The 26,406-nt window shown below is 67.9% G+C and carries 25 protein-coding genes; 6 read left to right on the top strand and 19 right to left on the bottom strand.

The window, feature by feature from the left end; all coding sequences use genetic code 11:
• Nucleotides 1-325: 325 nt before the first annotated feature.
• The 8 genes from ACZ7KI_RS41940 to ACZ7KI_RS41905 form a co-directional block, all read right to left on the bottom strand.
• Nucleotides 326-2,905: a carbohydrate-binding protein gene (locus ACZ7KI_RS41940; RefSeq protein ID WP_470278566.1), complete on the bottom strand. Its 2,580-nt coding sequence runs from the start codon at nt 2,903-2,905 to the stop codon at nt 326-328.
• Between the two features lie 31 nt (nt 2,906-2,936).
• Entirely contained in the window at nt 2,937-3,803 is an 867-nt protein-coding gene (locus ACZ7KI_RS41935; RefSeq protein WP_470278565.1) for a carbohydrate ABC transporter permease, read from the bottom strand.
• Nucleotides 3,800-4,753: a carbohydrate ABC transporter permease gene (locus ACZ7KI_RS41930; protein ID WP_470278564.1), complete on the bottom strand. Its 954-nt coding sequence runs from the start codon at nt 4,751-4,753 to the stop codon at nt 3,800-3,802. The genes ACZ7KI_RS41935 and ACZ7KI_RS41930 overlap by 4 nt, the downstream gene beginning before the upstream one ends.
• Nucleotides 4,754-4,779: 26 nt before the next feature.
• Nucleotides 4,780-6,087 (bottom strand): ABC transporter substrate-binding protein, encoded by a 1,308-nt coding sequence (locus tag ACZ7KI_RS41925; RefSeq protein ID WP_470278563.1) that lies wholly within the window; start codon nt 6,085-6,087, stop codon nt 4,780-4,782.
• A complete protein-coding gene (locus ACZ7KI_RS41920) occupies nt 6,084-8,228 on the bottom strand; it encodes a glycoside hydrolase family 36 protein (protein WP_470278562.1) in 2,145 nt (714 codons plus the stop codon). Before ACZ7KI_RS41920 ends, ACZ7KI_RS41925 begins: the two co-directional genes overlap by 4 nt.
• A gap of 145 nt (nt 8,229-8,373) precedes the next feature.
• Nucleotides 8,374-9,399, bottom strand: coding sequence for a LacI family DNA-binding transcriptional regulator (locus ACZ7KI_RS41915; RefSeq protein ID WP_470278561.1), 1,026 nt, complete (start codon nt 9,397-9,399; stop codon nt 8,374-8,376).
• A gap of 99 nt (nt 9,400-9,498) precedes the next feature.
• The gene (locus tag ACZ7KI_RS41910; protein WP_470278560.1) at nt 9,499-10,398 is read right to left on the bottom strand and encodes an alpha/beta fold hydrolase; all 900 of its coding nucleotides are present in this window, start codon (nt 10,396-10,398) and stop codon (nt 9,499-9,501) included.
• Nucleotides 10,399-10,579: 181 nt separating this feature from the next.
• Nucleotides 10,580-11,989 carry a S28 family serine protease gene (locus ACZ7KI_RS41905; RefSeq protein WP_470278559.1) on the bottom strand — a complete coding sequence of 470 codons (1,410 nt, stop codon included), beginning with the start codon at nt 11,987-11,989 and terminating at the stop codon, nt 10,580-10,582.
• 217 nt (nt 11,990-12,206) lie between these two features.
• On the opposite strand from ACZ7KI_RS41905, the gene ACZ7KI_RS41900 reads away from it, so the two are divergent.
• The 4 genes from ACZ7KI_RS41900 to ACZ7KI_RS41885 all read left to right on the top strand — a co-directional run bounded on the left by ACZ7KI_RS41900 (nt 12,207) and on the right by ACZ7KI_RS41885 (nt 15,921).
• Nucleotides 12,207-13,217 carry a hypothetical protein gene (locus ACZ7KI_RS41900; RefSeq protein ID WP_470278558.1) on the top strand — a complete coding sequence of 337 codons (1,011 nt, stop codon included), beginning with the start codon at nt 12,207-12,209 and terminating at the stop codon, nt 13,215-13,217.
• Nucleotides 13,218-13,339: 122 nt separating this feature from the next.
• The gene (locus tag ACZ7KI_RS41895; RefSeq protein ID WP_470278557.1) at nt 13,340-14,899 is read left to right on the top strand and encodes an alpha/beta hydrolase; all 1,560 of its coding nucleotides are present in this window, start codon (nt 13,340-13,342) and stop codon (nt 14,897-14,899) included.
• A 135-nt stretch (nt 14,900-15,034) separates the two neighbouring features.
• Complete coding sequence (locus tag ACZ7KI_RS41890; protein ID WP_470278556.1) at nt 15,035-15,334, top strand: hypothetical protein; 300 nt, start codon at nt 15,035-15,037, stop codon at nt 15,332-15,334.
• A gap of 101 nt (nt 15,335-15,435) precedes the next feature.
• A complete protein-coding gene (locus ACZ7KI_RS41885) occupies nt 15,436-15,921 on the top strand; it encodes a GNAT family N-acetyltransferase (protein WP_470278555.1) in 486 nt (161 codons plus the stop codon).
• Here the strand turns inward: ACZ7KI_RS41885 and ACZ7KI_RS41880 are convergent.
• Nucleotides 15,840-16,475, bottom strand: a complete 636-nt coding sequence (locus ACZ7KI_RS41880) for a dihydrofolate reductase family protein (RefSeq protein WP_470278554.1) — start codon at nt 16,473-16,475, stop codon at nt 15,840-15,842. The two genes, ACZ7KI_RS41885 and ACZ7KI_RS41880, sit on opposite strands and share 82 nt — an antisense overlap.
• Before the next feature lie 89 nt (nt 16,476-16,564).
• Nucleotides 16,565-17,947: an MFS transporter gene (locus tag ACZ7KI_RS41875; RefSeq protein WP_470278553.1), complete on the bottom strand. Its 1,383-nt coding sequence runs from the start codon at nt 17,945-17,947 to the stop codon at nt 16,565-16,567.
• A 46-nt stretch (nt 17,948-17,993) separates the two neighbouring features.
• Between ACZ7KI_RS41875 and ACZ7KI_RS41870 the strand changes: the two genes are divergently transcribed.
• Nucleotides 17,994-18,344, top strand: coding sequence for an ArsR/SmtB family transcription factor (locus tag ACZ7KI_RS41870; RefSeq protein ID WP_465503239.1), 351 nt, complete (start codon nt 17,994-17,996; stop codon nt 18,342-18,344).
• Nucleotides 18,345-18,377: 33 nt separating this feature from the next.
• On the opposite strand, the gene ACZ7KI_RS41865 is transcribed toward ACZ7KI_RS41870, so the two are convergent.
• From ACZ7KI_RS41865 to ACZ7KI_RS41825, 9 genes are all read right to left on the bottom strand, one after another.
• The gene (locus tag ACZ7KI_RS41865; protein WP_470278552.1) at nt 18,378-19,361 is read right to left on the bottom strand and encodes an ArsR/SmtB family transcription factor; all 984 of its coding nucleotides are present in this window, start codon (nt 19,359-19,361) and stop codon (nt 18,378-18,380) included.
• Between the two features lie 40 nt (nt 19,362-19,401).
• Nucleotides 19,402-19,878, bottom strand: coding sequence for a signal peptidase I (gene lepB, locus ACZ7KI_RS41860; RefSeq protein ID WP_470278551.1), 477 nt, complete (start codon nt 19,876-19,878; stop codon nt 19,402-19,404).
• Nucleotides 19,875-21,707 carry an ABC transporter ATP-binding protein gene (locus tag ACZ7KI_RS41855; RefSeq protein WP_470278550.1) on the bottom strand — a complete coding sequence of 611 codons (1,833 nt, stop codon included), beginning with the start codon at nt 21,705-21,707 and terminating at the stop codon, nt 19,875-19,877. The genes lepB and ACZ7KI_RS41855 overlap by 4 nt, the downstream gene beginning before the upstream one ends.
• Entirely contained in the window at nt 21,704-22,243 is a 540-nt protein-coding gene (locus tag ACZ7KI_RS41850; RefSeq protein WP_470278549.1) for a peroxiredoxin family protein, read from the bottom strand. The genes ACZ7KI_RS41855 and ACZ7KI_RS41850 overlap by 4 nt, the downstream gene beginning before the upstream one ends.
• On the bottom strand, nt 22,152-22,796 hold the full coding sequence (locus ACZ7KI_RS41845) for a MauE/DoxX family redox-associated membrane protein (RefSeq protein ID WP_470278548.1): 645 nt from the start codon (nt 22,794-22,796) through the stop codon (nt 22,152-22,154). Before ACZ7KI_RS41845 ends, ACZ7KI_RS41850 begins: the two co-directional genes overlap by 92 nt.
• A 266-nt stretch (nt 22,797-23,062) precedes the next feature.
• Nucleotides 23,063-23,239: a hypothetical protein gene (locus tag ACZ7KI_RS41840; protein WP_470278547.1), complete on the bottom strand. Its 177-nt coding sequence runs from the start codon at nt 23,237-23,239 to the stop codon at nt 23,063-23,065.
• 171 nt (nt 23,240-23,410) lie between these two features.
• Nucleotides 23,411-23,791 carry a hypothetical protein gene (locus ACZ7KI_RS41835; RefSeq protein WP_470278546.1) on the bottom strand — a complete coding sequence of 127 codons (381 nt, stop codon included), beginning with the start codon at nt 23,789-23,791 and terminating at the stop codon, nt 23,411-23,413.
• Between the two features lie 415 nt (nt 23,792-24,206).
• Nucleotides 24,207-25,127 (bottom strand): SAM-dependent methyltransferase, encoded by a 921-nt coding sequence (locus ACZ7KI_RS41830; protein ID WP_470278545.1) that lies wholly within the window; start codon nt 25,125-25,127, stop codon nt 24,207-24,209.
• Nucleotides 25,128-25,201: 74 nt separating this feature from the next.
• Nucleotides 25,202-25,858 carry a hypothetical protein gene (locus tag ACZ7KI_RS41825; protein ID WP_470278544.1) on the bottom strand — a complete coding sequence of 219 codons (657 nt, stop codon included), beginning with the start codon at nt 25,856-25,858 and terminating at the stop codon, nt 25,202-25,204.
• A 50-nt stretch (nt 25,859-25,908) separates the two neighbouring features.
• Between ACZ7KI_RS41825 and ACZ7KI_RS41820 the strand changes: the two genes are divergently transcribed.
• The gene (locus ACZ7KI_RS41820; protein ID WP_470278543.1) at nt 25,909-26,148 is read left to right on the top strand and encodes a hypothetical protein; all 240 of its coding nucleotides are present in this window, start codon (nt 25,909-25,911) and stop codon (nt 26,146-26,148) included.
• The last annotated feature ends 258 nt before the right edge of the window (nt 26,149-26,406 follow it).

The raw sequence follows: 26,406 nt of genomic DNA, 5'->3' as shown, positions 1-26,406 counted from the left end.
TCCCCGCTCCCGTCAGCCGGTCCGGACCCACGCCGGGGCACGCCACGTTTGGGTTACCTCTCAATAGAACGACCCACATCACTCACGACCCCCTCACCAAACCCCGCAACTCACCCAAATCGGACACATTTGCCCCGAGAAGTGTCCCTTATGGACAGTCGGGAGCCAGGTGAGGCCCCTTTTGCGTGAACCCGCTCCCGCCGGGTCCGCCACGACACGTTCGCCTTGACCCGCGCTAGCGATGCAGCCGACCAGCAGTTATGCGACTTTGCCGGGCCCCTGCCTTGAGAGTAGGGAAGGAGGCCTTCACGGACATTGCGGAAAGTCAGAGCCCCGACTTCACGGTGTTCGCCACGACGAGCGGAGCGAGCTGGACCCAGTCGACGTTCGGTCCCCAGGCCGCGGGGTTGCCGAAGGTGAGTGAGCCGCCTCGAGTGATCAGGTCCAGCGGTGACGTTTCCGGCCAGAAGCCGTCCCACGTGTAGTTGTGGCGGTAGGGCGCGCGGGTCGCCTTGCCGCCGTCTTCCGTGGTCACGAGCGTCCTGGTGATGGCGTCGGTGTTGTAGGGATGCCCGGTGTTCTTGTCGGCCTGCGCGTAGGCGACGGTGAGGTTGTACTGGCCGGCTTTCCGGACCGCGTCGGGCCGCGGAACGGTCAGTGTGCCATTGTTGCCCAGCCAGCCGACGTACGAGCCTCCGGACGCCCAACCGCCGGGTGTCACCGCCGCGCCGCCCGCGAGCTTGCCCGCCTCGGCCTCGACGCGGACAGCGTTCCGGTCGGCGCCGGCGTCCCGCACCTGAGTCAGCGTGCCCGCCACCAGTGGAGTGCGTCCCTCGTTGGACAACACGGCTTCGGTGACGCCTGCCTTGAGATGCACCGTGGTGCTGCCGGTCCACAGGCCGGCGTGGTTCGCGGTCAGATCACCGCCCGCTACCCGGCGGCCGGACAGGGTCAGCCCCAGCTTGCTGGGCCCCGCACCGGTCCACGACGTGGACAGCTTGTGGTAACCGTCCTCGGCGGCGGACAGGTAGGTGGTGACCTTCTGCCCGGGAGCGAGGACGACGGCGCCGGGCGCTCGTGCGCCTCGGTCGACCGTGCCGCCGGATCGGCGTGCGTCGGCGAGCGGGTACTCCGTCCGTTCCGGACCGGTGATCTCGGTCAGGTCGAAGCGATCCAGTGTCACATCCGACTTTCCGCCGAGGAAACCGCCGGGACCGCTGGTACGCAAGGAGATGCGGTGTTTGCCTGCGGAGAGCGCGACCGGCGTGTCCAGCCTGCCCCGATAGGACCAGCTCAGGGTCGCCGGGAGCGTCAGGTCCCGAACGTGCGCGTCGTCGACGTAGAGCGCCTGCTGGCCGACGAAAGCGTTGGTGCCGTAGACGACACCGAGCCGATACGTGCCGGTGCGCGGCACATCCACCTCGACGGTGACGCGTGAGGCGGGATCGTTCATGAACCCGACGTCCTTACGGCCCGACGCGGTGTAGCGCATGGCCATGTCCCACGAGCCCGAACCGTCGTCCTGCACGACGACGCGAGCGTTCTCCACCGTGCCCGACTCGGCCTCGTAGTTCGCCTGCCACGGCGCGGTCGCCGCGGGCGGCGTGCCGAGTCCGGCGGGGGTGACGATCACCTGGTAGGCGGCGAGCGGGTCACCACCCGGCACGGAAATCGTCGCTTTGCCGTCCTGCACGCGGAGGCGGGACGCGACGAGGGTCGGTGGTTGCTGGGCGTCGCCCTCGTAACCGGACCAAGTGGTCTTGGCGACCCGCACATCGACCTGCGAGCCGAACACCTTCCGGTCCAGACCGGTCATCGCGACGTTCACCGCGTTCGCGGTGCCGCCGAGGAGCACGGTCGCTTTGGGGTCCCCGCGGTCGAAGGTGGCCATGCCCTGCAACGTGTCCCTGGTGTCGGGACGGGGCGGTGTCACCCGGACCGTGTCACCGGAAAGGTCGGCGTACCACTTCGTCAGCCACCAGCCGCCGTTGGCGCGGCCCGCCCGCACGGCGTGGTCGCTGAGGTTGCCCGCGAGCGACCAGTAGGCCAGCTGCCCGTCGACCTTGGTGTCCTCCAGCATGGTCATCCACTGGATCATCTGGCCGGGCACGGAGGTGTCACGCCGGTTGGAGTACTCGTTGATGTTGATCGGCCGCGGCGTGATGCCGAGAGACCGCTCGATGTTCCGGTAGTCCTCGTAGTGACCGCGGTAGAGCGCCAGGGAGTCCGGGCCGAGTTCGTGCCAGGTGGTGACGTCGGGCAGCACGTCGTTGGCCTTGGCGTAGGCGAGGAATTCGCGCAGGTGGTCGGACCGGTACCGGGTTTCGCCGATACCGGCGACCCGGGCCTTGGGCAGTACCGACCGCACCGTGCGGTAGACCCTGGTCCAGTCGGCGAAGAACTTCTCCTTCTTGTTCGCCCAGTCCTCGTACCAGATCCCGTCCGGCTCGTTGAAGATCGTCCACACGAAACGGTCGCGGTCGGGCCGCTTCGCCACCTTCTCCAATTGCGGTTTGAGCCGGGAGATGTAGTCGTCTATGCCGAGTTCCTGATACGGCCACTTGCTGTAGGTGTCCTGCGCGTAGATGTGCACATCGGTGCCGCCCGCGGCGAAAAACCCGTCCGCGACGACCAGGGCGTCACCATTGGGGTGCTGCTCGCCGTCCGGTGCCTTCTGGGAGATGGTGCGCGGGCGCATGCCGGCGATCAGGTCCTGTGAAGGGACGCCGGGGTCGCCGAGTCCATAAAGGATTCCCGTGGCGCCGCCGTAGAACGCTCCGGTGGAGGAGGCCAGGTCGACGCGCAGGGTTTCGGCCGCGGCGGTCTGGGCGGAGGTGGCGGAGGGGGACAGTGCGGTGAGGACGAGCGCGGCGAGTGCCGCGCACGCCACTGATCGTTGTCGCATCAGGACTCCGAATCGGTGGGGGAGTTGGTGTTTATTTCACGGCGCCGCTGGTGATACCCGAGATGATCTTTCGCTGGGCGACGGCCAGTACGACGATCAAAGGCAGGCTCATCAGGACCACGTAGGCGAAGATGAGATGCCAGTTGTTGAGATAGAGTCCGGCGCTGGCGACGCGGAACAGGTTGAGCGGCAAGGTGTCCAGTCGTCCGCCGACGACGAAGAAGGCATAGAACACGTCGTTCCACACATAGAGGCAGATGAGGATGGTGGCGGTCGCGAGCGCCGGTCGCAGCAGCGGCAGCACGATCCGCCGGAACACCGTGAAGGGACCGGCTCCGTCGATCTGTGCCGCCTCTTCGAGCGACGTCGGGATGGTCCGGACGAAGCCGGTGACGAAGAAGATGACCGTGGACAGGTAGATGCCCAGGTAGACCCCGATCATGCCGATGGCACTGCCCGCGAGACCCAGTTGGCGCAGCAGGAGCACCACCGTCACCACCGCCGGGGGCAGCACGATGCCGCTGATGCCGAGGGCGTACAGGACGGCGTTGAGCCGGGTGGCGCGGCGGGCCAGGATCCAGGCGGCCATGGACCCGAAGGTCAGGACGCCGACGACGGTGGGCACGACGACGAGCAGGCTGCCGAAGAAGGCGAGCGGAACCTCGCCCTCGACCCAGACCTGGCGCAGGTTCTCGAAAAGCTGCCAGCGACCGGGCAGGGAGAGATCCGGGTCGAGGGCCTCGCCCTGTGATTTGGCGGCGGTCACCAGGACGAGCCAGAGCGGGATCCCGATCAGGCCGAGGACGAGCAGCGTGGTGACCGCGGGTTGCAGCCTGGCCCAGATCCGCGCGTCGCTGACGGTGTGCCGGTGGTCGCGTGGCTTTCCGGCGGCGGTCACAGGATCTCCTCTCGTTTGCGCAGGGTCCGGATCACCGGGAAGGCCAGGAACGCGACGAGCAGGAACAGCACCAGGCTCATCGCGGTCGCCTGCGCGAACAGGCCTTGGCCGAACGTGCGGTAGATGAAGATGTTGAGGATTTCCGTGGTGCGGGCCGGACCGCCGCCCGTGGTGGCCTGGACGACGTCGAACCCGTTCATCGAGCCCAGCAGGGCGGTGGCGACGTTGAACGTGATCGCCGGTGCCAGCAAAGGGGATTTGATGGTCCAGAACGTGCGCCAGCGCGACGCGCCGTCGATCCGGGCCGCTTCGAGGATGTCGTCCGGGACGGTTTTGAGGCCCGCCAAGTAGATGAGCATGGACAGACCCATCCACTTCCACGAGTGGATCAGCGCGACCACGACGATCGACCACGTGGTGTCGCCGAGCCACGCGTAATCGAACGTGCGGCCGATGACCGCGCCGATCAGGTCGTTGAGGCTGCCCTCGGGCTTCAGAAGTGCTTGGAAGATATAGCCGACCGCGAGCGCGGACATCAGCACCGGGATGAGGAAGAAGATCCGCGCGACGCGGTTGAGCCGGTTGTCGCGTTCGAGCAGGACCGCCAGGCCGAAACCGAAGAGGTTCTGGAAGAGCGCGACCAGCACCGCGTAGACGAGGGTGATCCGCACCGCCCGCAGCAGCGTGCCGTCCGAGGCGAGCTGGGTGAAGTTGTCCAGTCCGGTCGGGTTGATCGAGGACTTGAAACCGGACCAGTCGGTGAACGCGTAGATGAAGTTGAACAGCGTCGGCAGGAAGAAGAAGACGAGCAGGATGGCGAACGCGGGGACCAGGAACCACATCGGATGCGTTCGCTTGGCGGTACTCGACGGACGGTTACCGACACCCGCCCGTGGAGCGGGCCGGGGGGCCGGCCGCTCCACGACGAGCGTTCGTTCTGCGGTGGGCATCTCGTGGGGCTCCTTCGGCGTTCCGGTCAGAAGCCGGGTGCTCCGGCCGCCTTGGCCAGCTGGGCGAATTGGTCCTGAGTGGACTTGGCCACCTGTTCCGGCGTCATGGTTCCCACGATCATGTCGGCGAGGTTGATGTACAGATCCGGGTTGGCGACAGCCAGTGCCTGCATGGAACCGACCGCCTGCGGCAAGGCCGCGTGCACGTCGAGCAGAGCCTGGGGCACGCCCGCCGGGTTCGGGACCGAAGGCTGGAGCGAGACGGTCTTGCGATCGGTGACGAACTCCTGGTAGCCGGGGCCCATCCAGTACGCCAGCAGCTGCCGGGCCGCGGCCTCGCGTCGGGTGTCACCGGTGCGGAAGGCGACCAGGGCGTTGGTCTGGTCCGGGATGAAGGTACCGATCTGACCGGACGGCGCGATCGGGAAGAAGCCGATCTTCTTGTCCAGCGTCGCGGTGTCGGCGGTGGCCTGGAGCCGTCCGAAGAACGAGTTGACCTGAACCGCCATCGCGGCCTTCCCGTCGAGCAGCGCGGCGCTCTGGTCCTCGAGCTTGGCCGTCTTGATGTCGGTATTGAACAGTCCCTCGTCGATCAGCGACTTGTACTTCTTGATCGAGTCGAGCACGACCGGGCTTTCGAACGTCTCCTGCTTGGTGTTGAGCTTGTCCCAGAGGCCGTTCTTCGCCGCGTCGGCGAGCTGGACCTGCACCCACCACTGGGTCGCCCACCGGTCACCGGCCATCTCGAAGAACGGGGTGACGCCCTTGCCCTTGAGCGTGCGGGCGGTGGCGACCATGTCGTCGAAGGTCTTCGGTGTTTCGGTGATTCCGTTGGCGGCGAAGACTTCTTTGTTGTAGTAGACGCCTTCGACGGCCGGGCTGGTGATCAGGGCGGCGTAGCGCGTGCCGTCGAGGATGCCGGTGAGGTCACGCAGTTCGGGAGCCATCTTCGCCAGCCAGGGCGCGTCGCCCAGCGGCTGGAGGTTGGTCTTGGCGTTGATGGCCGTGAGCATCGACGCGGTGGGCTGCCAGAAGGCGAGGTCCGGCTTGTCGCCGGTGGCCACCTTGGTCTGGATGCCCTGCTCGTACGGATCGGGGATCGTCACGACCTCGATGTCGGCACCGGTCGCCTTCTCGAACGACTCCACCACCTTTTTCGGCACGGCGTTGCTGTTCTGTGCCGCCCACACGGTCAGCTTGACGCCGTCGAGCTTGGCGAGCGGATCCGGCCAAATGGTCGCCGCGGCGTCGGCCGGTGCGCTCGCGGAGGGGTCGCTGCACGCGGTGAGGCCCAGCATGAGTGCCGCGACGGAGGCGGCGATCCAGTTCTTCATCGTGCCGATCCTTGGGTGGGAGTGGGGGACGTGGTCGCGGCCGCCGCGCCGGTGACGATCCGGAAGAGCCGCGCTGAGGCATTCGCGTGCCGGGTGGGTGTCAGCGTCAGGGATCCGGTGGCCGGGTCCCAAGTGGACGTCCACGCGGGCAGCTCCCGCGGATAGCGCACTTCGATATCGATGTGCCAGCCTCGCAGGTGTGGCAAGGACAGCGTCACGCTGTCGTTGTCCTCTCCGCGGCGCCACACCGCGACATGCGTGACGTCGCCGGACCGCAGGGCCAGGCTGAGCCACGGATCGCTCCAGGCGGGGAGACCGAGCGGCCACAGCGGGACCGCGGCGGTCAGTTCGGTACGGAGATCCTGATAGACCCGCACCGCGGCGCGTACGGATTCCAGCTGCTCGTCGGACATGCCGTCGAGGCGACCCGACAGGTAGAGGCGGCCGAGCAGCCCGGTGCACACGGTGTAGGCGAACTGCTCGTCCGTCATGTCGGGTTGCGGGTAGGCCCAGCTGGCCGACTGCTCGGGCAGGATCGACAGCGGCGCCGCGACGGCGATCGGCGGGTAGCGCAGATAGTCCTGTTGGTCGCTGGTGGACTGCAGTTGCATCCTCGACAGCAACGCGTAATCCATCCGCATCGCGCCCGACGCGCAGTTCTCGAGGATCAGGTCGGGATGCCGGTCCAGCACGCGGTCCAGCCAGGCCAGATGTGCGCGGTTGTGGGCGAGCAGACCCGCTCCCACGCTGTCGGCGTCCAGATCGGTGCCCGCGCCGGGGTCGACGTTGTAGTCGAGCTTGAAGTAGCCCACGCCCAGCTCTTCGACCAACCGGTCGACCACGCCGTCCAGATGTGCGATGGCGCTCGGGTGGCGCAGGTCCAGGACGTACCGGTCGTGTTCGATCAGCCGGACACCACCGCGCTGGAGGAACGCCGCGTCCGGGAGCTTGTCGGCCATCGGGCTGCGCACGCCGATCACCTCCGGTTCCAGCCACAGGCCGGGCACCATGCCGCGATCACGGATGTGGCCGAGTACTTCCTCGATGCCGCGCGGGAACCTGGTCTGGGACGGCTGCCATTCGCCGACGCTGTCCCACCAGCTCGAACCGTTGTCGTACCAGCCCGCGTCGATGCAGAAGACCTCCGCGCCGACCGAGGCGGCCGCGTCCACCAGCGGAAGGAGTTTCGCGGTGGTGGGGTCGCCCATCAGGGTGTTCATGTAGTCGTTGAACACCACCGGCAGGGCGGACCGGTCGCGGTGCGGGCGGACGAGTTCGCGCCGGTGCGCGGTGAGCGCGGCGACCGCACCGTCCAAACCGGACTCGGAGACGGCGACCGACACCGGCACGGTGGTGAAGGATTCGCCGGGGGACAGGGAATGCTGCCACTGGTGGTCGATGTCCGTCGGTCCGAGCAACGCGAGATACGCGCCGTCCATCCGCTCGCCGACCTCCCAGCGCCACGCCCCGTTGTGCTCTACCTGCCACAGCCACGTCCGGCCGCTCCGGCGATCGATGATCCCGCCGGTCGGGAGGTGGATCCCGGTGGACCAGGTGCCCGTGCTGACCGCCGCGAACCGGCCGCGGCCGTCCTGGCCGTGAAGCCGGAGATTGAGATCCGGCGTGACGTCGTCGCGTAGCGGGTGACGGCTCCAGCGGCCCTCGCCGAGCCATTCGCTGTCACCCCGCAGCAGGTCGAGGTCTTCGGCTCGCGCTCCCGGGAAGCCGGAAGCGAAAGATGTCACGCCCTGCAACAGGACCGGCGCTTCGCCGTGATTGGTCACCGTGGTGGTGATCTGGCAGGCCGAGACCCCGTCGGCCGACCGGAACGACGTCCGCGCGACCAGCCCCGTCCGCTCGTCACGCACGTCGATGTGCAGCACGCGCCATCGCTCGTCCTCGTCGCGGGTCGAGCCCGCGTACACCATGCGGCGGCCGAGGGCGGTCTCCGAGAACCGGTGTGAGGCCCTGGCCCGGCCTTCGCCCGCGACCAGCAGCTCCACCAGTGGTTGCAGCGCTCTCGGGTGGTCGTGCCGGCTGCGGTCCGACAACGTCCGGACACCGACCGGCCCGTCCGGGGTCAGGTCCACGACGAGTTCCAACGCCGAGTGGCCCCAGACCACGCTAGTGGTGGACTCCAACGAGATCACCCTTGCTCCTGTCCTTCGTCGGTGCTGATCAAGGTCCATGTGACCGGTCACATGAGGCAGAAGTGTGACCGTTAACACCTTCGGATGAGAAGACCGAGTTACCTTGTTGTTACGAACACTTTCGGCCGGCGGTCGCTCAACGGCCATCGCGCGGAGGCGCTGTCGACTCCCGGATCACCAGGGACGGCGCGGCCAATTCGGTGACCGGCTCCGGCATTCCGGCGAGCTCGGCCGCGATCGCCGCCAGGCACGCTTGCCCCAAGCCCACGAAGTCCATCCGCACGGTGGTGAGCGCGGGTGTCCAGTAGGCCGCACCCGGAACGTCGTCGAAACCGATGATGCTGACGTCACCCGGGACGTCCCTGCCCGCTTCGTGGAGGGCTCGGCGGACTGCCAAGGCGGTGTCGTCGTTGCCGCACAGGATCGCCGTCACGTCCGGATCGGCCGCCAGCCGACGTCCGGCGAGATAGGCCGACCGTACGTCCCATCCCGCCGGGACGACCGCCGGAGCGGGAGCGCCCACCGCTTCGAGCGTTTCGCGCCACCCCGCCTGCCGGGCGCTGGTGCCGGTCTCCGAGGGGATCGCGACGTGGTGCACCGTGCGGTGTCCCAGTGACAGCAGGTACTTCGTCGCGTCTTCGGCGGCCTGCCGTTCGTCCAGGAAGATCATCGACCGCGAGGTGCCGCCGAGTCCGCCGGCTTCCGTCGCGGCCACGGCGGGGACGTCCGCCGGAAGGGCACGCAGCACGCCCGCCCCGGCGGCGTCGAACGCGATCACCACGATGCCGCCCGCGTTGGGATCGCTCACGTACTCGACCGCGTGCCGGACGTCGACCGCACGATCCGACTCCACCACCCGGACGCCGACCGCGAGCCCCGCCGAACGGGCGGCCACCTCGATCCCCTGGAGAGTGGAGGCATAGCCGTATAACGTCGTATTCGCGATGACGACGGTCACCGAATTCGAGCGCCCCGAACCGAGCGCCCGTGCGGCCCGGTTGGGACGATAGCCGAGCCGCTCGATGACGTCCCGTACCTGGCTCCGGGTGTCGGGATTGACGTTGGGCGAGTCGTTCAGGACCCGTGACACGGTTTGATAAGAGACACCCGCGGCTGCCGCGACATCGCGGATGCTGGGCGTGGCAGAGGAACGTCGCGTCACTCCGACATCGTTATCGTTGCGGGTCACCACGTCAAAACCGGCTCAGGCGGCGCAGCGGTGTGACGGTCACGGCGGTGGGCGTCCGCCTCCAGCGAGCTGTCAGGAACGCACCGAAGCGAGGTGTGTGAGAAGCAGTGCAGTTGTGGTCTCGGCGGCCTCTTCGGGGATGTTGTGCCCGACGCCCGCGAGGTTCTCCAGCCGATATGGTCCGGTGACCCAGTTTCCGGTCGCGGCCACGCCCGACGGTGCGACCATGGCATCGTTCGTGCTCGCGATGAAGAGCGTGGGTACCGTGACCCGCTGCTCGTAGCCGGTGAAGTCGTTTGCCCGGTACCAGTTCAGCGCGGCGGTCAGGGCACCCGGCTGGGAAAGCCGCCGGAAGTACTCCGCGCACTTCTCCGGCGCGACGCCCGGCAGCTTGGGTGGCCCCGACGCGAGAATCGAGTCCTCCGGGAGCGGAGTGGGCTGCCGGAAGAACTCCATGTACTTGGAGGCCTCCTGTTGCGCGGGATCGGTTCGCAGCGCCTCGGCGAAGGCACCGAGATGCGGCACGGAGACAGCGGTCAGCGAACGCACCCGGCGTGCGTACTTCGCCGCGGCGATCCAGGCGACCGCGGCACCCCAGTCGTGCCCGACCAGGTCGAATCGGTGCCAGCCAAGGGCGTCGGCCATCGCACGGACGTCCCCGACGGCATGATCCAACCGGTAGTTCTCGATCCCGGTAGGCCGCACGCCCGGCGAGTAGCCCCGCTGGTCGGGTGCCACCGCTCGGTATCCGGCGGCGGCGAGTGCGCGCAACTGATGGTCCCACTCAAGGCCGAATTCGGGGAAGCCGTGCAACAGAAGCACTTTCCGGCCATGCCGCGGCCCGGCGGCGACAGCGTCGAAAGTGCCGCTGGGAGTAGGGATCCGCAACGGCGTGAGCCGCGGCGGTCCGGCCGCGGATGCCGTGCCCGCGATACCCAGGGACGCCGCGGCGACGGTGGCGGTGGCACTCAATTTGAGGAAGCCACGACGAGAAGGAGAGGTCGACATTCGGCCAGCCTGTCGGCCGGGCGAGGCGGACACCATCGGGGATGCCCCCGATCGCCTGCTGGGGCCAGCCCCACCAACGGCGTGTCACGGCCGTCGTGGGCGCCTTCCCCGGTTGGTTCGAGGAAAGCGCCCACGAGCATGAGGATCAGAACGGAAGCGGCGTCCGGATGACCTCGAGTTCGGCCGGGTTGATCACCGCCTGGGTACCGGCGGTCTGGAACCCGACATCGGCCCAGCGGCGCACGATGTCGGTCGCCGCGAGGCGGTCACCGTCGGCGAGAAGAGAGATCTTCGCCCCGTGGTGCGCACCGGGTGCGGTGTAGAGGTGCGAGTCGTGCGGGCTCGGCGTGAACCGCTCGGCGCTCCAGGGGTCGTTCTCCCCGTAGACGAACATGATCCGCTGCGCGGAAGTGCGCACCCACCGGTCGACGTCGAGCATCGGACCCGGGTTGTGCGTCCGGTGCAGCTCCGGTGGAACGTTGGAATACACCGACGACGAGTCCGGGTACTTGAGATAGGGACGCAGGTGCGCGAATTGCGGCTGCGGCCAGCCGAGTTCGGTCATCGCGTGGAAGTAGTACGGCGTCATCTCGCCGAGGTCGTTGTCGCTGAACGAACCGAAGGCGACGGTGTTGTCGATGTACTCGAAGATCTGCTCGGTGGTGGCGGAAGTCGGCGGCACCTTCGCGCACTCCGCCTTGCCGAGGAACTGCCAGAACGCCCAGCCGAGCATCATCACCGACTTTTCGAACGCCTGGTCAAGGCTGCCGACGATCTTGTCGTAGGTCCAGCCGAACTTGGCCGCGTACTGCGTCAGCAGGGCGACCATTTCCGGCCTTCGCTCGAACGCCTCCACCTGGAGGTCGGTGAGCGTGGCGCGGCAGGCATCGGGGCCGACGGACGCGAAGAACCGGTCGTAGGCGCTGTCCTCGTCGTTGTCGCGGTCGTTCGGTGCCACATACGCGACGACGCCGTCGACATCACCCGGGTAGAAGCGGCTGTGGTAGACCGAGGTCATCCCGCCCTTGCTGGCCCCGCTGGAGAGCCACTTCTTGGCGTAGAGCGGCTTGAGCGCGCTTACCAGCCGGTGGTGATCGGTCGCCGCCTGCCAGATGGTGAGCTGGTCCCAGTTCGCAGGCTCCGGCCGTGACGGCGGGAAGAACCTCTGCTCGGTCGAGATCTGGTTTCCGCCGACGATCTGGGTCGTCTCGGTGCGGAACGATGTCGGGTAAAGCCCGTACCCGGTGGTGTGCAGGATCATCGGCCGGTCGACCGACTTGTGCACCAGGCTGAACCGTTGCTGGAAGGTGGCACCGTTCGGCTGGCGGTGATCGACAGGCTGCGTGTAGGCGAGCACGAAATAGCGATGCTCGGGGGCCGGTGGCGTGCCCTCGGAAAGCACCGTCAGACCCGGGATCCGCTTGAGCTGGTCGAGGATGTCGTCCTGTGGCGCGGCACCCGCCGCACCTACCGGACCGAACAGTCCCGCGACGATCGCGACCGCGGCGGTGAGGGCCGCGGTTCTCCGTAGCTTGGTGAACAAAATCGGACTCATTTCTCGTACACGTCGTCCCCCCAGTCGGTGACGACGACGAGAGTTTGGCCGAAATCGCCGCATTCGTCCCCCGAACGGATGGGGCCGCCGTGTGGTGGCCGTCACATCGGCCGAGCCGTCCGGGATCTGTGTCAGCTGACGCAGACACCGTGCCCACGGATCTGCGAACGTCCCGGTGCGGCTGGAAAGACCGGCTGACTCAGATCAGGGGGACGACATGACGCCCACACCGAAATCCCGCAGAACGGCCTTGGTCACCGGGATGATCGCGCTCGGCGCGCTGCTCGCCGCGCCCGTCGAAGCGGCGGCCGCCCAGGAAGTGGCGTGCACCTGGCAGGCCAAGACCCTGCCGGTCCCGGCGGGCACGGTTTCCGCCTCGGTCGACGGCACCGACGGACGGGGCGAATTCTCCGGGCAGGTCTCGGACGGCTCGGTGTCGCGGATCATCCGGTGGAAGCACGGCGGGTTCACGCTGCGGGACATCCCGGCCGGCTACGACAGGGCGACCGTGAACGACCAGAACCGTTGGGGCGACATCGTCGGTTACGCCGCGACGCCCGGCTCGACCGACTACGCGTCGTTCGTCCTTTCCGGGAGTACCTACCGGTTCCTGCCGACGCTGGAGGGACACCGCTACCCGCGGGCTTCGGCCATCAATTCCCGCGGCGACGTGGTCGGCGTCGTCGCCCATCTCGATCCGTACTACGAGATGCCGGTGCTGTGGCCGGCGGGCGGGAATCCCGTCGCGATCACCAACACGGAGCACCTCTCGAACCCTGTCGACATCGATGAGGACGGCACGGTCCTCTTCGGGGACGGTACCGGCGGGCCGTACACGTGGAAGGACGGTGCCCTCACCTCCTACGCGCTTCCGGCGGGTTACGACGACGCCTCGCCGGTCGCCATCGGCGCGGGCAAGGTGATCGCGACCCTGTCGGCGGACGGCCGGTACACGGGCGACGGTTTCGTCTGGGACGACCCTCGGTCGCCGCGTCGCCTCGAACGCAACACCGGTGTCTTCGCCATCAACCGGTCGGGAGCGGTCGGCGGCCAGATCGACACCCAGCAGATCGGCCCGCCCGCGGTATGGGATGCCACCGGGCAGCCGACGCGGCTTCCGCTGCCGGACGGCGCCTCGGGCGGCCGCGTTTCGGTCGTGGGTGACGACGGACGGATCGGCGGCACCGCCGGATGGTCCACGCCGGTCGTCTGGCGCTGCGCGAGCTGAGGTCGTCCCCTCGCGTTCCGCCGTCGGAACGCGAGGGGCCCCAGCACGATCTTGGCGAATGCGCGGACGAATGGTCGGCGTTGTCGCTACAGTCCCCCGGTCCGATCGAACTGGGGGTTCGAATGAGGAGATTCCTCACCATCGGCCTGACCGCGCTGCTCGCCATGAGCTCCGCGGCGGCCGTCAGTACACCGGCGTATGCCGCTTCGCAGCTCGACTTCGGGGCTTGCCCGGCGGATGTCGCCCAGGCGTATCCGGCACTGAAATGCGCGACGGTCAACGTCCCGCTCGACTATTCGCGGCCGTTCGGCGCGCGGATGGACGTGCTCGTCTCGAAACACACCAGCACCGACCCGGCGAAACGGCGCGGCGTGCTGTTCGTCAACCCCGGCGGCCCGGCGGGTTCCGCGGTGATGCTGGCAGGCAAGCTGTCCCTTCCGAACGCGACCGGGTACACGCGGCTGCCCAAGGAAGTGCTCGAGGCCTACGACATCGTCGGCCTCGATTCCCGCGGCACCGGCCACAGCCAGCCGCTCAGCTGCGTCGGCGAGGACTACTGGCGTCAGCTGCAGCCCGACCCGGACCGGCCCGAAGAACGGGACAAGAGCTGGGAAACGTGGAAAGCCTTCGCCCGCTCATGCGCGGAGAAGAACGGCGAACAGCTGAGGTACACCGGCAGCCGCAACGTCATCCAGGACATGGACCGCGTGCGCACGCTGCTCGGCGCGGAGAAGATCAGCTACCTGGGATATTCCTACGGTACCTACCTCGGCAGCGCGTATGCCGAACGGTATCCGGACCGGGTGGACCGGATGATCCTCGACAGCTCGATGAATCCGGTGGAACCGCAGATGTGGTACCACAATTCGACCGGGCAGGTCACCGCGGGAGTCGCCCGTGAACAGGTCTACCTGAGCTGGATCGCCAAGTACGACAACGTGTTCCATCTCGGCAAAACCCACGACGAGGTGAACGCGGCCTGGAAGAAGCTGCTCGGCGACTTCCGGAAGGCGCCGCGCGGGCCGTCGAAGAACGTCGGCGCGGTGGAACTGATGGACGTCTACATCGCCAACCTCTCCCACGAGCTCTACTGGGAACCCCTCGCGAAGGCGATGGCCGACTACGTCCTGCGCGGTGACGATCGTGCCGTACTGGACTGGGCGACTCCATCAGGTGGCGCGGAGGGCGAGCGCACCATCGCGGGAATGATCTCGATCGCCTGCGTCGACTCCGACGCACCGACGGACCGGACCAAGATCGAACGCGACTTCGGTGAGCTGGCCGAGACCAGCGATTTCGCCTGGTACAACGTGTCCATTCCGTCCGCCTGCGCCAACTGGCCGGTGCATGACCAGCGGATCGTGCCTTCGGGGAGGAAACTGCCGCCGATTCTGCTTTTCGGCGTCGAAGGAGACTCCGCGACGCCGTACGCGAACACCGTCGCGATGCACCGGCAATTGCCGAGTTCGGTGCTGGTGACCGAGCGCGGGGCGGGCACCCACTGCGTGTTCGGCAGCCATCCGGCGATGGTCAATGGGGAGGCTCAGCGGATCGGCAAGGAATACCTCGTCGACGGCCTGCTCCCGAACGGCGACCTCGACATCGCGCCCCATCCTTTGCCGGTGCCGACGGCGGGAACCGCGGCGGCCGCGCGTCCGGCCATCGTTTCGCGGCACTCGTGACACCCGCTGACCCGCTCCGGTTCCCGTCGGGGCGGGTCAGCCTCGCGAAGGTGCCGGTCGAGCGGCGGATTTACGGGCCCCCACCTGCTCACCGTAGCTCCGTCGGCCTGGGCCCTGGACGCATAGGGTCGTGTCATGGCGCGTCTGATCCACCTCAATGGTCCCTCACGTGTGGGGAAGTCGACTCTCGCCCGTCGCTATGCCGACGAGCACCGCGAGCATCTTCAACGCCTGCGAGGCAAGCGTCCGGCCAACGCTGTCGAGGCACGGCTCCAGACGGTGCTGGAAGATCCCGAGTCCGACATGGTCGACAGGATCCGTGGTCACCTTGATGAGTATCTGGCCAGGCGTCCTCGCGCGATCCAGCTCGACACGACCGGCGTCGGGGAGGATGCGTCATACCTGCGACTGCTGAATGCACTCGATGCGACTTGAGGGAGACGCGTTGTTGCCCTGGTAAATCCCGCTCATCGGTGTCACTGAACCAGGTGTGGCGCGCTGTCGACGCAGACCCCGATGATCGTCAGAATAGCGAGGTGGACACTCTCGCCATCCGCCTCGCCAGGCACGACGAACTGGAAGCTGTCGCCGGGCTCCGGTGGCGATGGACCCTGGAATACGAGGGAACGCCGATTACCACACGCGGCGAGTTCGTACGCCATTTCGTGGCGTGGGCGCGGGGAAACGCGTCCTCGCACCGCTGCCTGGTCCTGGTCCGCGGTGACGTGGTGATCGGCATGGCGTGGTTGGCGATCAGCCAGCGCGTGCCTACCCCTCGTGCGCTTGAGCGGTCCTCCGGCGATGTGCAGTGCGTGTACGTCGTGCCGGAGGAACGTGACAACGGCCTCGGCGGGCGGCTCATCACGAGAATTCTGGAACTTGCCCACAGCCTCGAACTGGAACGTGTGACGGTGCACTCCAGCACCCGTGCCGTTCCCGCTTACTCACGACAGGGTTTCGTGTCGTCTCCTCTATTGCTACAGGCCGATCTCACCGGCCCACCTCGATGGACGATGCGGTAACGCAGATGTGTGACGTCGCGCCCTTCGAGACGGCGGACGAGCTCCAGCTCGACGTGGCCGAGTCCGCTCGGCTCGAACAGCCGCCGTCCGTCACCCAGCAGCACGGGGACGAGATGCAGTTCGAGTTCGTCGAGCTGCCCTGCCGCCAGTAACGCCTGCGCCGCACCCGCGCCATGGACCAGTACGGCTCGATCTCCCGCCGCTTCCCGGGCCTGGTCGGCACACGCGTCGACGTCGGTGTAGAACTTCGCGCTGCCCGGTGGCTCGTCGGCCGGGTCGACGGTGTGGGTGAGCACGTGGATCGGCACGCCGTCGTGGTGGTCGCCGTTCCAACGCTTGGCCAGCTCGAATGTGCGGCGTCCGGATATCACGGCGCCGGTCGAGCAGGCCTCGGCGTACACCCGGCCGTTGATCCCCTCGGACATCCGGTCGTCGAGCCAGTTGAACAGCCGCCCTCCGTCACGGCCGAGTTCCTGGCCCGGCCGGTCGTCCGGCCCGGTGATGTACCCGTCGACCGACATGGACATGTACAGCCGCAGTGGCGTCCTACCCATCCTCATTCTCCTTCCTCCGACCAGCCGTATGGGCCACTGGACCAGTGCGATCCGGCGACCGCCCGGGTCGGCGATGAAGCGCGCGTTCGTCAATGCGTCGAACGGGAGCTGCCGCGATCGACACTTCGTGCCGAGAAGTCGGCGGGCCAGCGGCGGTGGTCCTGGTCGATGACGAACTCGTGGCTGTGCCGCCACGTGCCGTCGTCGGCCTGGAAGGCGTCGGTGAGGTGACTGGGATCGATGGGGCCGTGGTGGGTGTGTTCGAGAAGCGAGGGGTCGTGTCGTGGCCACGAGCGGATCGTGACGGCGAGTCCGAGTAGTCCGAGGGCGCCGAGGACGAGCCAGGTGGTGGTGAATCCGGCGGTGGTGGCGAGCCAGCCGGCGATGGGGTAGGCGAGCAGCCAGCAGGCGTGGGACAGCGAGAACTGGGCGGCGAAGATCGCGGGCCGGTCGCTGGGACGGCTGGACTTGCGCAGGACCCGGCCGACGGGGGTGAGGACGAGGCCGGTGCCGAGGCCGATGATCGCCCAGACCGTCAGTGCCACGGCCCAGCGCCAGCCGCCACTGTCCGCTGTGGACAGTGCGATCGCGCCTGCCATTCCGGAGAGCAGGACGCCGCCGCCGGTGAGCATGACCGTGCGTTCCGGGATCCGGTCCAGTACGCGGGGGAGAAGGATCGCGACCAGGATGGTGCCGATGCCGTTGCCCGCCAGGAGGAGCGCGACGTCGGCTTGCGCCCGGCCGAGGGTGTCCTGGACGTAGTTGACCGTGTTGACCATGACGACCGACCCGATCGCGGCGACCGTCAGGTCGAGGCCGAGTGTTCCGCGCAGGCGCGGGGTCGCGGTGAAAACCTTGATCCCGGCGAGGGTGCGGTCCCAGACGCTGTCACGGTCGCTGCGGCTCGCGTCGGGGACGCGGGTGCTCATCACCAGTGCGGCGGAGGCCGCGAATCCGATCGACGTGCCGGTGAACAGCCAGTGGAACGACACCAGGCTGAGCACGGCGGCGGCCAGCAGGGGACTGAGCAGGCTCTCCATCGTCGACGCGAGTTGCGACAGCGACAGTGCCTTGGTGTAGTCGCGTTCGTCGGGCAGGATGTCCGGGAGGACCGCCTGGAAGGTCGGCGTGAACGAGGCCGACGCGGACTGCAGGATCACGATCAGGGCGTAGATCTGCCAGACCTGGTCGACGAAGGGCAGCGCGAGGACCACCAGTGCGCGGACGACGTCGAGGGAGACGAGGAACAGGCGGCGCGGTACCCGGTCGGCGTAGGCCCCGGCGAGGGGCGCGACCGTGACGTAGGTGATCATCTTGATCGCCAGTGCGGTGCCCAGTACGGCTCCGGCGTCGGCTCCCGCCAGGTCGTAGGCCAGCAGGCCGAGCGCTACGGTCGTCAATCCAGTGCCGAACAGCGCGACCAGCTGCGCCCCGAACAGATGCCGGTAGTCCCGATGACCGAACAACGACACGCTCCACCGCTCCTCTCGTTCGACGTTCCTTCCATGATAGGTGCTCATGTACGCACATGACGAAACTGGCGACCAGTGGTCCCACCTGCCGCCGGACGACCAGGTCGAGGCCGCGTCCACGGCGCTGCGGATGCTGGCGGATCCGACCCGGATGCGGATGCTGTGGCTGATCAGCGGCGAGGAGTACGACGTCGCGTCGCTGGCGGCCGCGGTGGCCATCGCGCGTCCGGCGGTGTCCCAGCACCTGGCCAAGCTCAAGCTGGCCGGACTGGTCACGCAACGCCGGGACGGCCGCCGGATCCTCTACCGCGCCCGCGGGGGGCACGTCCGGCGCCTGCTGGCGGAGGTCATGAACGCGGCCGACCACCACCTCCACGGGATCCCCGACCACGATTGAGCCCACGGACCTACGGTGTGGCCGCGCGACGGCCTAGTCGTGGGTGTCTTCGAGCAGAACCGCCGCTTGGGGCGTCCGTTGGTACAGCACATAGCGCCTGTCCCTGACCTTGCTGACGAGGCCCGCGCGATGCAGCGCGCTGAGGTGATAGGAGACGGTGCCCGCGCTGTATCCGGTCCGGTCGGCGAGTTCCGCGGTCGATCGCGCGGTTTCCAGGTCCTCCAGCAAGGCCGCGCGTGCGGAACCGACGACCTGCGCGATCGCTCCCGTCTTGTGGTCCCGGCCTGTTCCGATGCGGGTGGCGGGATAGTAGACGACGACCTCCCCTGGAACATCCACCTGGACGATGACGTCGGGCCAGGTGAGCACGCCGGGCACGAGAACCAGTTCCCGGCCGGCGATATCGAGTTCACCGTCCCACGGCTTGGCCAGGGTGACAGCGTCACCTACCCAACCGATATCCGGATGAATTTCCCCGAGCGTCCGGCCGACACCATGGCCGACAACGGACTTCGCACGACGAGAGATGTCCTGGTCGACGATCGAGCCGAGTTCGGACCAGCTGTCGGACAACGCCACTCGCCAGAACTGAGCCAAGCCGTTGGCCAGGCGTCGTTGCAGCCGTCCGGATTCCGCGAGCCGACGGGTGGCGGCCGACAGCGGCCTGCTCCAATGGACCTGGGTGTAGGTGAACACCTGGCTCTCCAGGTCGTCCTGCGTTGTCGCTTCGATCCGAGCGATCTGCTCCTCGATCAAGTCGCCGTGCCGGGTATCCGCTCCAGGTTGCGGAGTGAGCAGATCAGGCAGGTAAGTGTCGCCACCCCTCGGCAACAGGTCCACGAGCAGCGCGACGTCCCGATGGGCAAGTGACGCGCGGGCGAGCGCGCCGGGATCCCCGAACACCGGATGCCTGCCCGAGGCGGCGGTGAGTTTCAGCCATGCCATGGACTCCGACGCCGGCGATGGCGACCAACGTGTCCTGGAGATCGTCTCGGCGTCGACCCGCAGCGTGAACACCGGCCGACGGTAGCAGCCGTCGCGCCGGATTCGGACCGGCTCAAATACCGGTTCTCCGCTGCTCGCCGAGTGGCCATCTTCGATTTCGACGCGCCGATCCGCGCCGTGGCGAGCCCACCACCACCCCAAGCAGCGTCTCGGCCTTCAGATAGCCGAACTGACGCGAGTCGTAGCTGTCCTCGGGATTGTCGCCGACCACGACGAACCGGCCGGGCGGCACGAGCGGCTCCTGGTATCCCCACAGCACCGGCACCTCTGCGCGCGGCACCCGGTCGCCGGGCGCGGCCAGTACCCGTTTGATCATCCAGGAACGCTGTTCCTCGCGAGGCCTGGCGAAGACGACGAGATCACCCCGTTCGAGCGAGCGCGCGGCCACCCGGCGAACCAGCACCCGGTCGCCGGGCCGCAGCGTCGGCACCATGCTGGTGCCGTTCACGATGACGCGCACGAATCGGAAGCGCAGCCCGACCAGGACGGCGGCGAGCGCCGCCGCGACGACCATCGCGATGGCGCTCACGGCAAGGCCACCTCCTCGTGGTATCCCTTGGCCTGCAACGTGTACAGCCGGTGATATATCCCGCGGGCGGAAATCAGCTCGTCGTGGTCGCCGACCTCGGTGATCCGCCCGTCGGACAGCACGGCGATCACGTCGGCGTCGCGCACCGCGCCCAGCCGGTGGGAGATCAGCACGCTGGTCCGGTCGGCCCGGTGCGCGCGCAGCCGGGTGTGTATGTCGGCTTCGGCCTCGGCGTCCAGGCCTGCGCTCGGCTCGTCCAGGATGAGCAGGTCGCGCTGGTCCCGGAGGAACGCGCGCGCCAGCGCGAGCCGTTGCAGCTGCCCGCCGGAGAGCACCACACCGGTGGACGGGTCGTCCCGGTCGACGTTGTCGGTGAAGATCCGGCTGAGCATCGTCTCGTACCCACGAGGAAGCGCCTCGATGAACTCGTGCGCACCCGCCCGCCGAGCCGCGGCTCGCAGTCGTGACTCGTCGGTCAGCGCGTCGAGGTCACCGACCGCGATGTTCTCCGCCGCGGTCAGGTCGTAGTCCATGTAGTCCTGGAACACCGCGCCGATGCGGGTGCGCAGCTCGTCCGGGTCGAACGCGCGGAGATCGACGCCGTCCCAGTGGATCGAGCCGCGGTCCGGGTCGTAGAGCCGGCACAGCAGCTTGATCACCGTGGACTTGCCGGCGCCGTTGTGCCCGACGAGTGCCAGCGCACTCCCGACCGGGATGGTGAGCGTCACCCCGCGCAGCACCCACGGGTGGTCTTCGCTGTAGCGGAACCACACGTCACGCAGCTCGATGCCCCGCCGCAGTGGCGGTACCGGTATCGGCGTCGCGGACACCGGCAGGTCGCCGGTCACGGCGGTGACGAACACGTAGTGGTCGAACAGAAGCAGCGCCTGGTGCATCCGCGCGGCCTGGTCGACACCGGACGCGAGCGCGGCCTGGATCCCGGCCACCGCGGCGACGAACACGGCCAGGTCCCCGACGCTCACCGCGCCGTTCGCGGCCGCGTCCACGACCCAGAACAACCCGTAGCCTGCGATCCCGGCGGACAGCACCGCGAGCAGCCCCTGCACCCGCAGCTCCCGGCGGTCCAGTACCCGTTCGGCCCCGTAGATCCCGCGCAGCTCGGTCACCATCCGGGTGCGAAAGAACCGGCCGAGCCCGAACAACCGGACCTCCTTGGCCGCGCGCGGGCCGGACAACAGCTGCGCGTAGAAGAGTTCGCGCCGCTGCGCCGGCTCGACCTCCCACATCATCCGGGCCCGCTGCCGTGCCAACGCGAACTCCGCGATCCCGACCGGAAGGGCGCCGATCAGCACGATCACGGTCACGAACGGCCCGATCAGCAGCAGGGACACGGCGAAGCCGACCACGGTGATCGCGCCCCTGGCCAGTTCGACCGCGCCGGACAACACCGACGGCGGGCTGGCCCGGCCCGCGTCGGCGGCCAACTGCAGCCGGTCGTGGAAATTCGGGTCCTCGAGCCTGCGCAGCCCCCGAAGTCGTTCCAGCGCGGCGAAAAGCCGGTCGCGAGCGAGGATCCCGACCGACCGGTCGAGTTCGGCCCGCAGGTATCGCTCCACGTTCGGCAGCACGGCGGCGCATACGCCGACCACGACCAGTGCGAGCGCGAGGCTCACGAACGACCGGCCGGAGCCGGCCGCGATCCCGTCCAGGACGGTCCTGGTCAGCCACGCCACCGCCACCGGCGCGGCGCCGGCCAGCATCGCGACCACGAGCTGCCCCGTCGCCGCGGCCGGGTTGGCGGCGAACGCGAGCACGATCGCGGCGCGCAAGTGGCGGACCCCCGCGCGAGCCGGATCGGCCGCACTCATGCGGGCTGATGCTGCGGGAGATCCGCCACCGAGTGCGAGGACTGCATCACCGACCCGTCCACGACCACGACGAACGCGGGGTAACCGCGCGTCTTGAAGGCTTTTTGGACCGGACCGGTCAGCTCGGCCTCGGTGACGATCCGGCCGAGCCCACTGAGCGCCGAATGGTACTTCGCACCGCCGGTTTCACTGGTGATCACGATGAGCGTCCGCTCGGGACCACCGGGAAAGGTTCCCGTGTAGTCGACAAAGGGCGTCAGCTCCTGCTCGCACGCCGGGCAGTCCGGGGAGAAGAACGCCACCAGATTCGCTCCGGCGAGGTCGTCGGACGACACGGTCGCACCGTCCACAGTGGTCGCGGTGAACGGCGCGACCAGCTCGCCGGGTGCGGCGATGGCCGTCTCCCCGGGCGCGGCTTGCAACGCGGTCAGCCGGGCGGTGTGGTCACGCAGCCGGCGGATGACGCCGAGGGTGAGCACGAGGTCGAGCAGGCACAGCATCCCGACGAGCGCGACGGCGACGGACAGGACGGTCATGAGGGGATCCCTTCGTGATGGTGGAGGGCGGCGGCACACCCAGGAACAGGTCGGCGAGGGCGTCGAAGCTGATCACCAACGAGGCCACGACGACACCGGCCACGGCGGCCAGAACCAGTGCGGCCGGATCACTCCCGACGTCGTCACGACCGGGAAGGACGAGCGCGAGGACGGCGAGCAAGATCAGCAGTGCGTTGCGCACCAGATGGCGAGTGCCCAGGGGAGTGGCCGAGCCGCCGAAGCACCGGCACGACGCCGTGACTCCCCGGTGCAGGGCCGCGGCGATGGCCACCGTGAACGTCGTGACCAGCGCACCGGCCGCCAGCAGCCCGACGGTCGCCGTGCTCGGCACAGCCAGCGCCACGACGATGAGAAGCTCGGCGACGACCACCGAGGCGGCCAGCGCGGTGCCGTGACCGCGTGCGGCCGGTACCAGCTCGACGGTGGCCCGGCGGAACGCCGCGAACGACTCCCGATTCCGGGACTTGGAAATCGCGGACATCGCGAACACGACGATGAGCGCGCACCGGCAGCCGAATACGACGTAGGACATCATTTCTCCCGACGGGGGAGGGGCGGCGGAAGGTGCCCACCGCCCCGGAGACGGAAAATCAGCCGCCGCAACAACTTTCGGCCATCTGACAACTACCGCATACGCCGTTGCAGCAACGGCGATACCGTTGGATACAGTTCAAGCAACCGCCGCAGTTCGGGTAAGTGCACGCCGCGGTGGTCGCCGCGTCGGCGACGATCGGGACGAACACGCTCAGGATGCGCTCACCCAGGCGTTCCATCAGTGTGACCATCGGATCCTCCTGATCAGCAGTCGAGGAGCAGGTGGCAGCCGCACCCTGCACAAGAGCGGTACCTGGCCTGGTGGTTCAGGCAGTAGCAGAAGATCTGCGCGCTGGCTCCAGCCCCACCCGCCTGCGCCTCGACGACCGGAACGATCTTGCTGAGCAGCCGGTCGCCGAGCCTGCCTAATTTCGCCATCATGTGAGTTCCTTTCCCGTGGTGCCCGCACCACTTCGAATTCCCATGCTTACTCCCTTCGGGCGAGCGGTATTACGGAACCGCTCCCGGCTTCACGCAACCATGGGTCATTAACTTTTCACTAAGGACGCGCATGGATCCGATAATGATGTCTCAGAGAGCTGAGAGTGACTTCTACCTGTCGCTTGTGCAGACGCTGGGGATGTAGCCCGACCACCCGGCATACCCGTTGTGGCGCATGATCCCGTCCTGTACCAGGATCCACCCGTTCATGCCGGTGTATCCGCACGCCTTGTAGCCCACACCGACGACCAGCTTGCGGCAGGGGAACGTCTCTCCGGCGAAGACGTCGAAGATCTTCGGGGACGCCGCGTCGGGCCGGGCCCTGGCGACCACGGTCTCGTGGACATCGACCCATGACCCGGTGCACTGGCCGCCCGCCATGACGGTCGTGCCGCCGTTCTCCGCCGCGACACCGGTTCCGGACGCCACAGCCGAGGCCGTCAACACCGCGGCCGTCAGGACTGCCAGCGGGAGCAGCTTCGATTTTCGCATTTCTTTCCCCTTCGTCTGCCGCCGTCACGGCGGCACGAGTGGTGAGCAAGATCGTTCTTTGCCGGTTCTCGATTCGGAGACGAGCCGGCGTCTGTCCTCCTTCGGGCGATCTCTCGCGAACATGGCTACTCAACCGGGTGGGAGCCGGTAACCGGAAAGCATTCGAGCCAGTTCAAATCCGCACACGGTGACTGGATCTGCTCAGGCAACTGCCGCGCGCTGGATTCCCCGACGTCGAGGTCACCGACAAACCTGTGTGGCGTCGACGGAGTGAGACGTATCCTGGCGACGGCATCGGCCCTCAGCCCGGCTCTCATGCATCAGCGCGCTCACTCACACCGCCGAGATCGGCCGCGTCACCCCGATGCTTTCGACGATCCCGCGAGCCGAGTCGGCCGTCATGCCGGGGTAGCCGCTACCTCGTGGTCTTGTTGAGGACGCCGCTGACGTAGAGCACGTCGCCCATACGCAACTCGTCGTCCTTGAGGGGCAGAAGGCCGTTGGCGGCCAACAGGTCTCGGATGCTGATTCCGTTCAGCGCCCAGCCGAGGCCGGTCAAGTAGGGGACAGCTTCATTGCGCTCCCCGAAATATCGCAGCCTCACCATGTCGGTGTCGAAACCGTGCGCACGCCAGCGTTCGGAGATGCGGCGCAGACCTTCCTCCATCTTGTCCTCGTCGCCCGGCCGCGGGTTGGGCCTGCTTTCGGTGGCCACCCGGCTTCCCGTCACGCTGAGTTCGGTGATGGTGTCCAGCAGGGAGTCCTGCGCCTCGGGCGGCAGGTAGCCCAGCAGGCCTTCGGCGCTCCACGCGGATGGCAGGGCCGGGTCGAATCCGGCGGTGCGCAGTGCGGTCGGCCAATCGTCACGCAGATCGACCGCGACCACGCGCCGGCCGGCGGTGGGCGTGGCGCTCAACTCGGCCAGTGTGCGGGTCTTGAATTCGATGACCTGCTGCTGGTCGACCTCGTACAGCACGGTCCCGGTCGGCCAGGGCAGCCGGTATGCGCGGGAATCCAGCCCCGAGGCCAAGATCACGGCCTGCGTGATGCCCGCGTTCGTCGCGTCGAGGAAGAACTCGTCGTAGAACTTGGTATGCACCTTGGCTCCGTCGATCGCCACCTGCCCGACCAAGTCGTCGGCGGGCAGTTCGCCGGTCGCCAGCCGGGTGAGGAGGTCGATGCCGACCGCCCTGACGAGGGGTTCGGCGAACGGGTCGTCGATGAGCGAGCGATCCGCGCGGGTCGCGATGGCCCTGGCCATCGCTGCCACGGTGGCGGTCGCGCCGACGCTGGATGTCAGGTCCCAGGTGTCTCCGTCGTGCCTGGTGGAAACCACGTTCTGCCTATCCTTCTCCGGACTTTCAGTACATCACCTTGCCCGGCGCGGTCCTGGCGGCAGACGTGTCGCCGTCACATCCAGCGGTCTGGGGGGCTTGCGTTGCGCAGGGCTGTGGCCGGCATGTCGAAGACGAACGGGAGATTCTCGGACGAGGTCAGCCAGCGGGTACTGACCGCGGTCACTTCGCCCTTGGATGCGCCGGCCACGACGTCGACGGTGACGGGGACCGGGTACTTCGCGTCCGGAGCGAGCGCTTCGTGGTTGCCGAAGCAAGGGACCTTGTCGACCAGCTGGTGTGGGCGACCGTAGGCGTCGGTGAACTCGACGATGACCACCCCCGGGTAGCTGTCGTCCAGCAGGGCGACCGCCTCTGCGTCGAACTGACACAGCTCGCCCTCGAGAAAGATGGCGACGGGCCGCACAGCGGACAGAGCGACCTCGAACGTCATCAGGTCGTCCGCGGAGCGCCTGCCGGGGATGTGGTGGGCCTGGACGGTGAGCGCGTCCTCGTCGACCGCGACCACGGTGCCCCGGACCGCGACGTCGATCGGGTACTCGGCGTCTGGCAGGAGCAGGTCGTCACCCTCGAAGAAGTAGGTCTTGTGGATCAGCCGGTGGACTGTGCCGTGCCGGTCGGTCAGTTCGACCTCGACCAGACCGGGTTGCGGCTCGTCGTCAAACCAGCGCACGGCGACCGCCGGCATGTCACACTCGTCGCCTTCCCCCATGATGATCAGGCTAACGGAAATGATCGCGGCGTGGCCGCGCGGAGAGACAGGTGGCGGCTTTGAGTGGCTTCGGCAAGTGGAATCTCGGTCTTGGCGCCGTCCTGCTGGGCGTGGCCGTACTGTGCTCGGTGCTGGACCTGATCCCCGCTGCGGTGATCACCGGCATTGTCGGCTTACTCGGGCTCAGCATGGCGGGCTACGACGCGATCGACAGCTGGTTGGAACGGGCAGACCTGCGTCGCCGGGAAGCGCGAGTCCGGGAGGAGCGCGAGGGTCGAGGGATTCACTGATCTGCCACGCGCGCTGACTCGCCCTTCGCTGTCGATGGTGTCCGCTCCGGATGGCATGGTCATGACGTGACCGAGTACTCGTGGCCAGAGGGCCAGCGTCTCGGAGAACGGGCTCGCGATGCGCGGGCCCGACATCCGGTAGGTGCCTATATGTGCGGAAGGGGGTCGTGAGTGGCGATTCGGGTTCTATTGAGGGGTAAGGCAAAGGTGGCGTGGTGGGTGGTAAGTCCGTGAAGGCCTCCTTGAGGGACTCTGGGT

It is taken from the genome of Amycolatopsis sp. NPDC039088, assembly GCF_055598845.1.
This window is presented reverse-complemented; position numbering and strand designations above follow the sequence as displayed.

What these genes read in the sequence shown, in the direction of transcription:
- ACZ7KI_RS41940 (WP_470278566.1), bottom strand. Translation starts at nt 2,905, where the DNA reads ATGCGACAACGATCAGTGGCGTGCGCGGCACTCGCCGCGCTCGTCCTC.
- ACZ7KI_RS41930 (WP_470278564.1), bottom strand. Translation starts at nt 4,753, where the DNA reads ATGCCCACCGCAGAACGAACGCTCGTCGTGGAGCGGCCGGCCCCCCGG.
- ACZ7KI_RS41925 (WP_470278563.1), bottom strand. Translation starts at nt 6,087, where the DNA reads ATGAAGAACTGGATCGCCGCCTCCGTCGCGGCACTCATGCTGGGCCTC.
- ACZ7KI_RS41905 (WP_470278559.1), bottom strand. Translation starts at nt 11,989, where the DNA reads ATGAGTCCGATTTTGTTCACCAAGCTACGGAGAACCGCGGCCCTCACC.
- ACZ7KI_RS41900 (WP_470278558.1), top strand. Translation starts at nt 12,207, where the DNA reads ATGACGCCCACACCGAAATCCCGCAGAACGGCCTTGGTCACCGGGATG.
- ACZ7KI_RS41895 (WP_470278557.1), top strand. Translation starts at nt 13,340, where the DNA reads ATGAGGAGATTCCTCACCATCGGCCTGACCGCGCTGCTCGCCATGAGC.
- ACZ7KI_RS41890 (WP_470278556.1), top strand. Translation starts at nt 15,035, where the DNA reads ATGGCGCGTCTGATCCACCTCAATGGTCCCTCACGTGTGGGGAAGTCG.
- ACZ7KI_RS41880 (WP_470278554.1), bottom strand. Translation starts at nt 16,475, where the DNA reads ATGGGTAGGACGCCACTGCGGCTGTACATGTCCATGTCGGTCGACGGG.
- ACZ7KI_RS41870 (WP_465503239.1), top strand. Translation starts at nt 17,994, where the DNA reads ATGTACGCACATGACGAAACTGGCGACCAGTGGTCCCACCTGCCGCCG.
- ACZ7KI_RS41855 (WP_470278550.1), bottom strand. Translation starts at nt 21,707, where the DNA reads ATGAGTGCGGCCGATCCGGCTCGCGCGGGGGTCCGCCACTTGCGCGCC.
- ACZ7KI_RS41850 (WP_470278549.1), bottom strand. Translation starts at nt 22,243, where the DNA reads ATGACCGTCCTGTCCGTCGCCGTCGCGCTCGTCGGGATGCTGTGCCTG.
- ACZ7KI_RS41845 (WP_470278548.1), bottom strand. Translation starts at nt 22,796, where the DNA reads ATGTCCTACGTCGTATTCGGCTGCCGGTGCGCGCTCATCGTCGTGTTC.
- ACZ7KI_RS41840 (WP_470278547.1), bottom strand. Translation starts at nt 23,239, where the DNA reads ATGATGGCGAAATTAGGCAGGCTCGGCGACCGGCTGCTCAGCAAGATC.
- ACZ7KI_RS41835 (WP_470278546.1), bottom strand. Translation starts at nt 23,791, where the DNA reads ATGCGAAAATCGAAGCTGCTCCCGCTGGCAGTCCTGACGGCCGCGGTG.
- ACZ7KI_RS41825 (WP_470278544.1), bottom strand. Translation starts at nt 25,858, where the DNA reads ATGGGGGAAGGCGACGAGTGTGACATGCCGGCGGTCGCCGTGCGCTGG.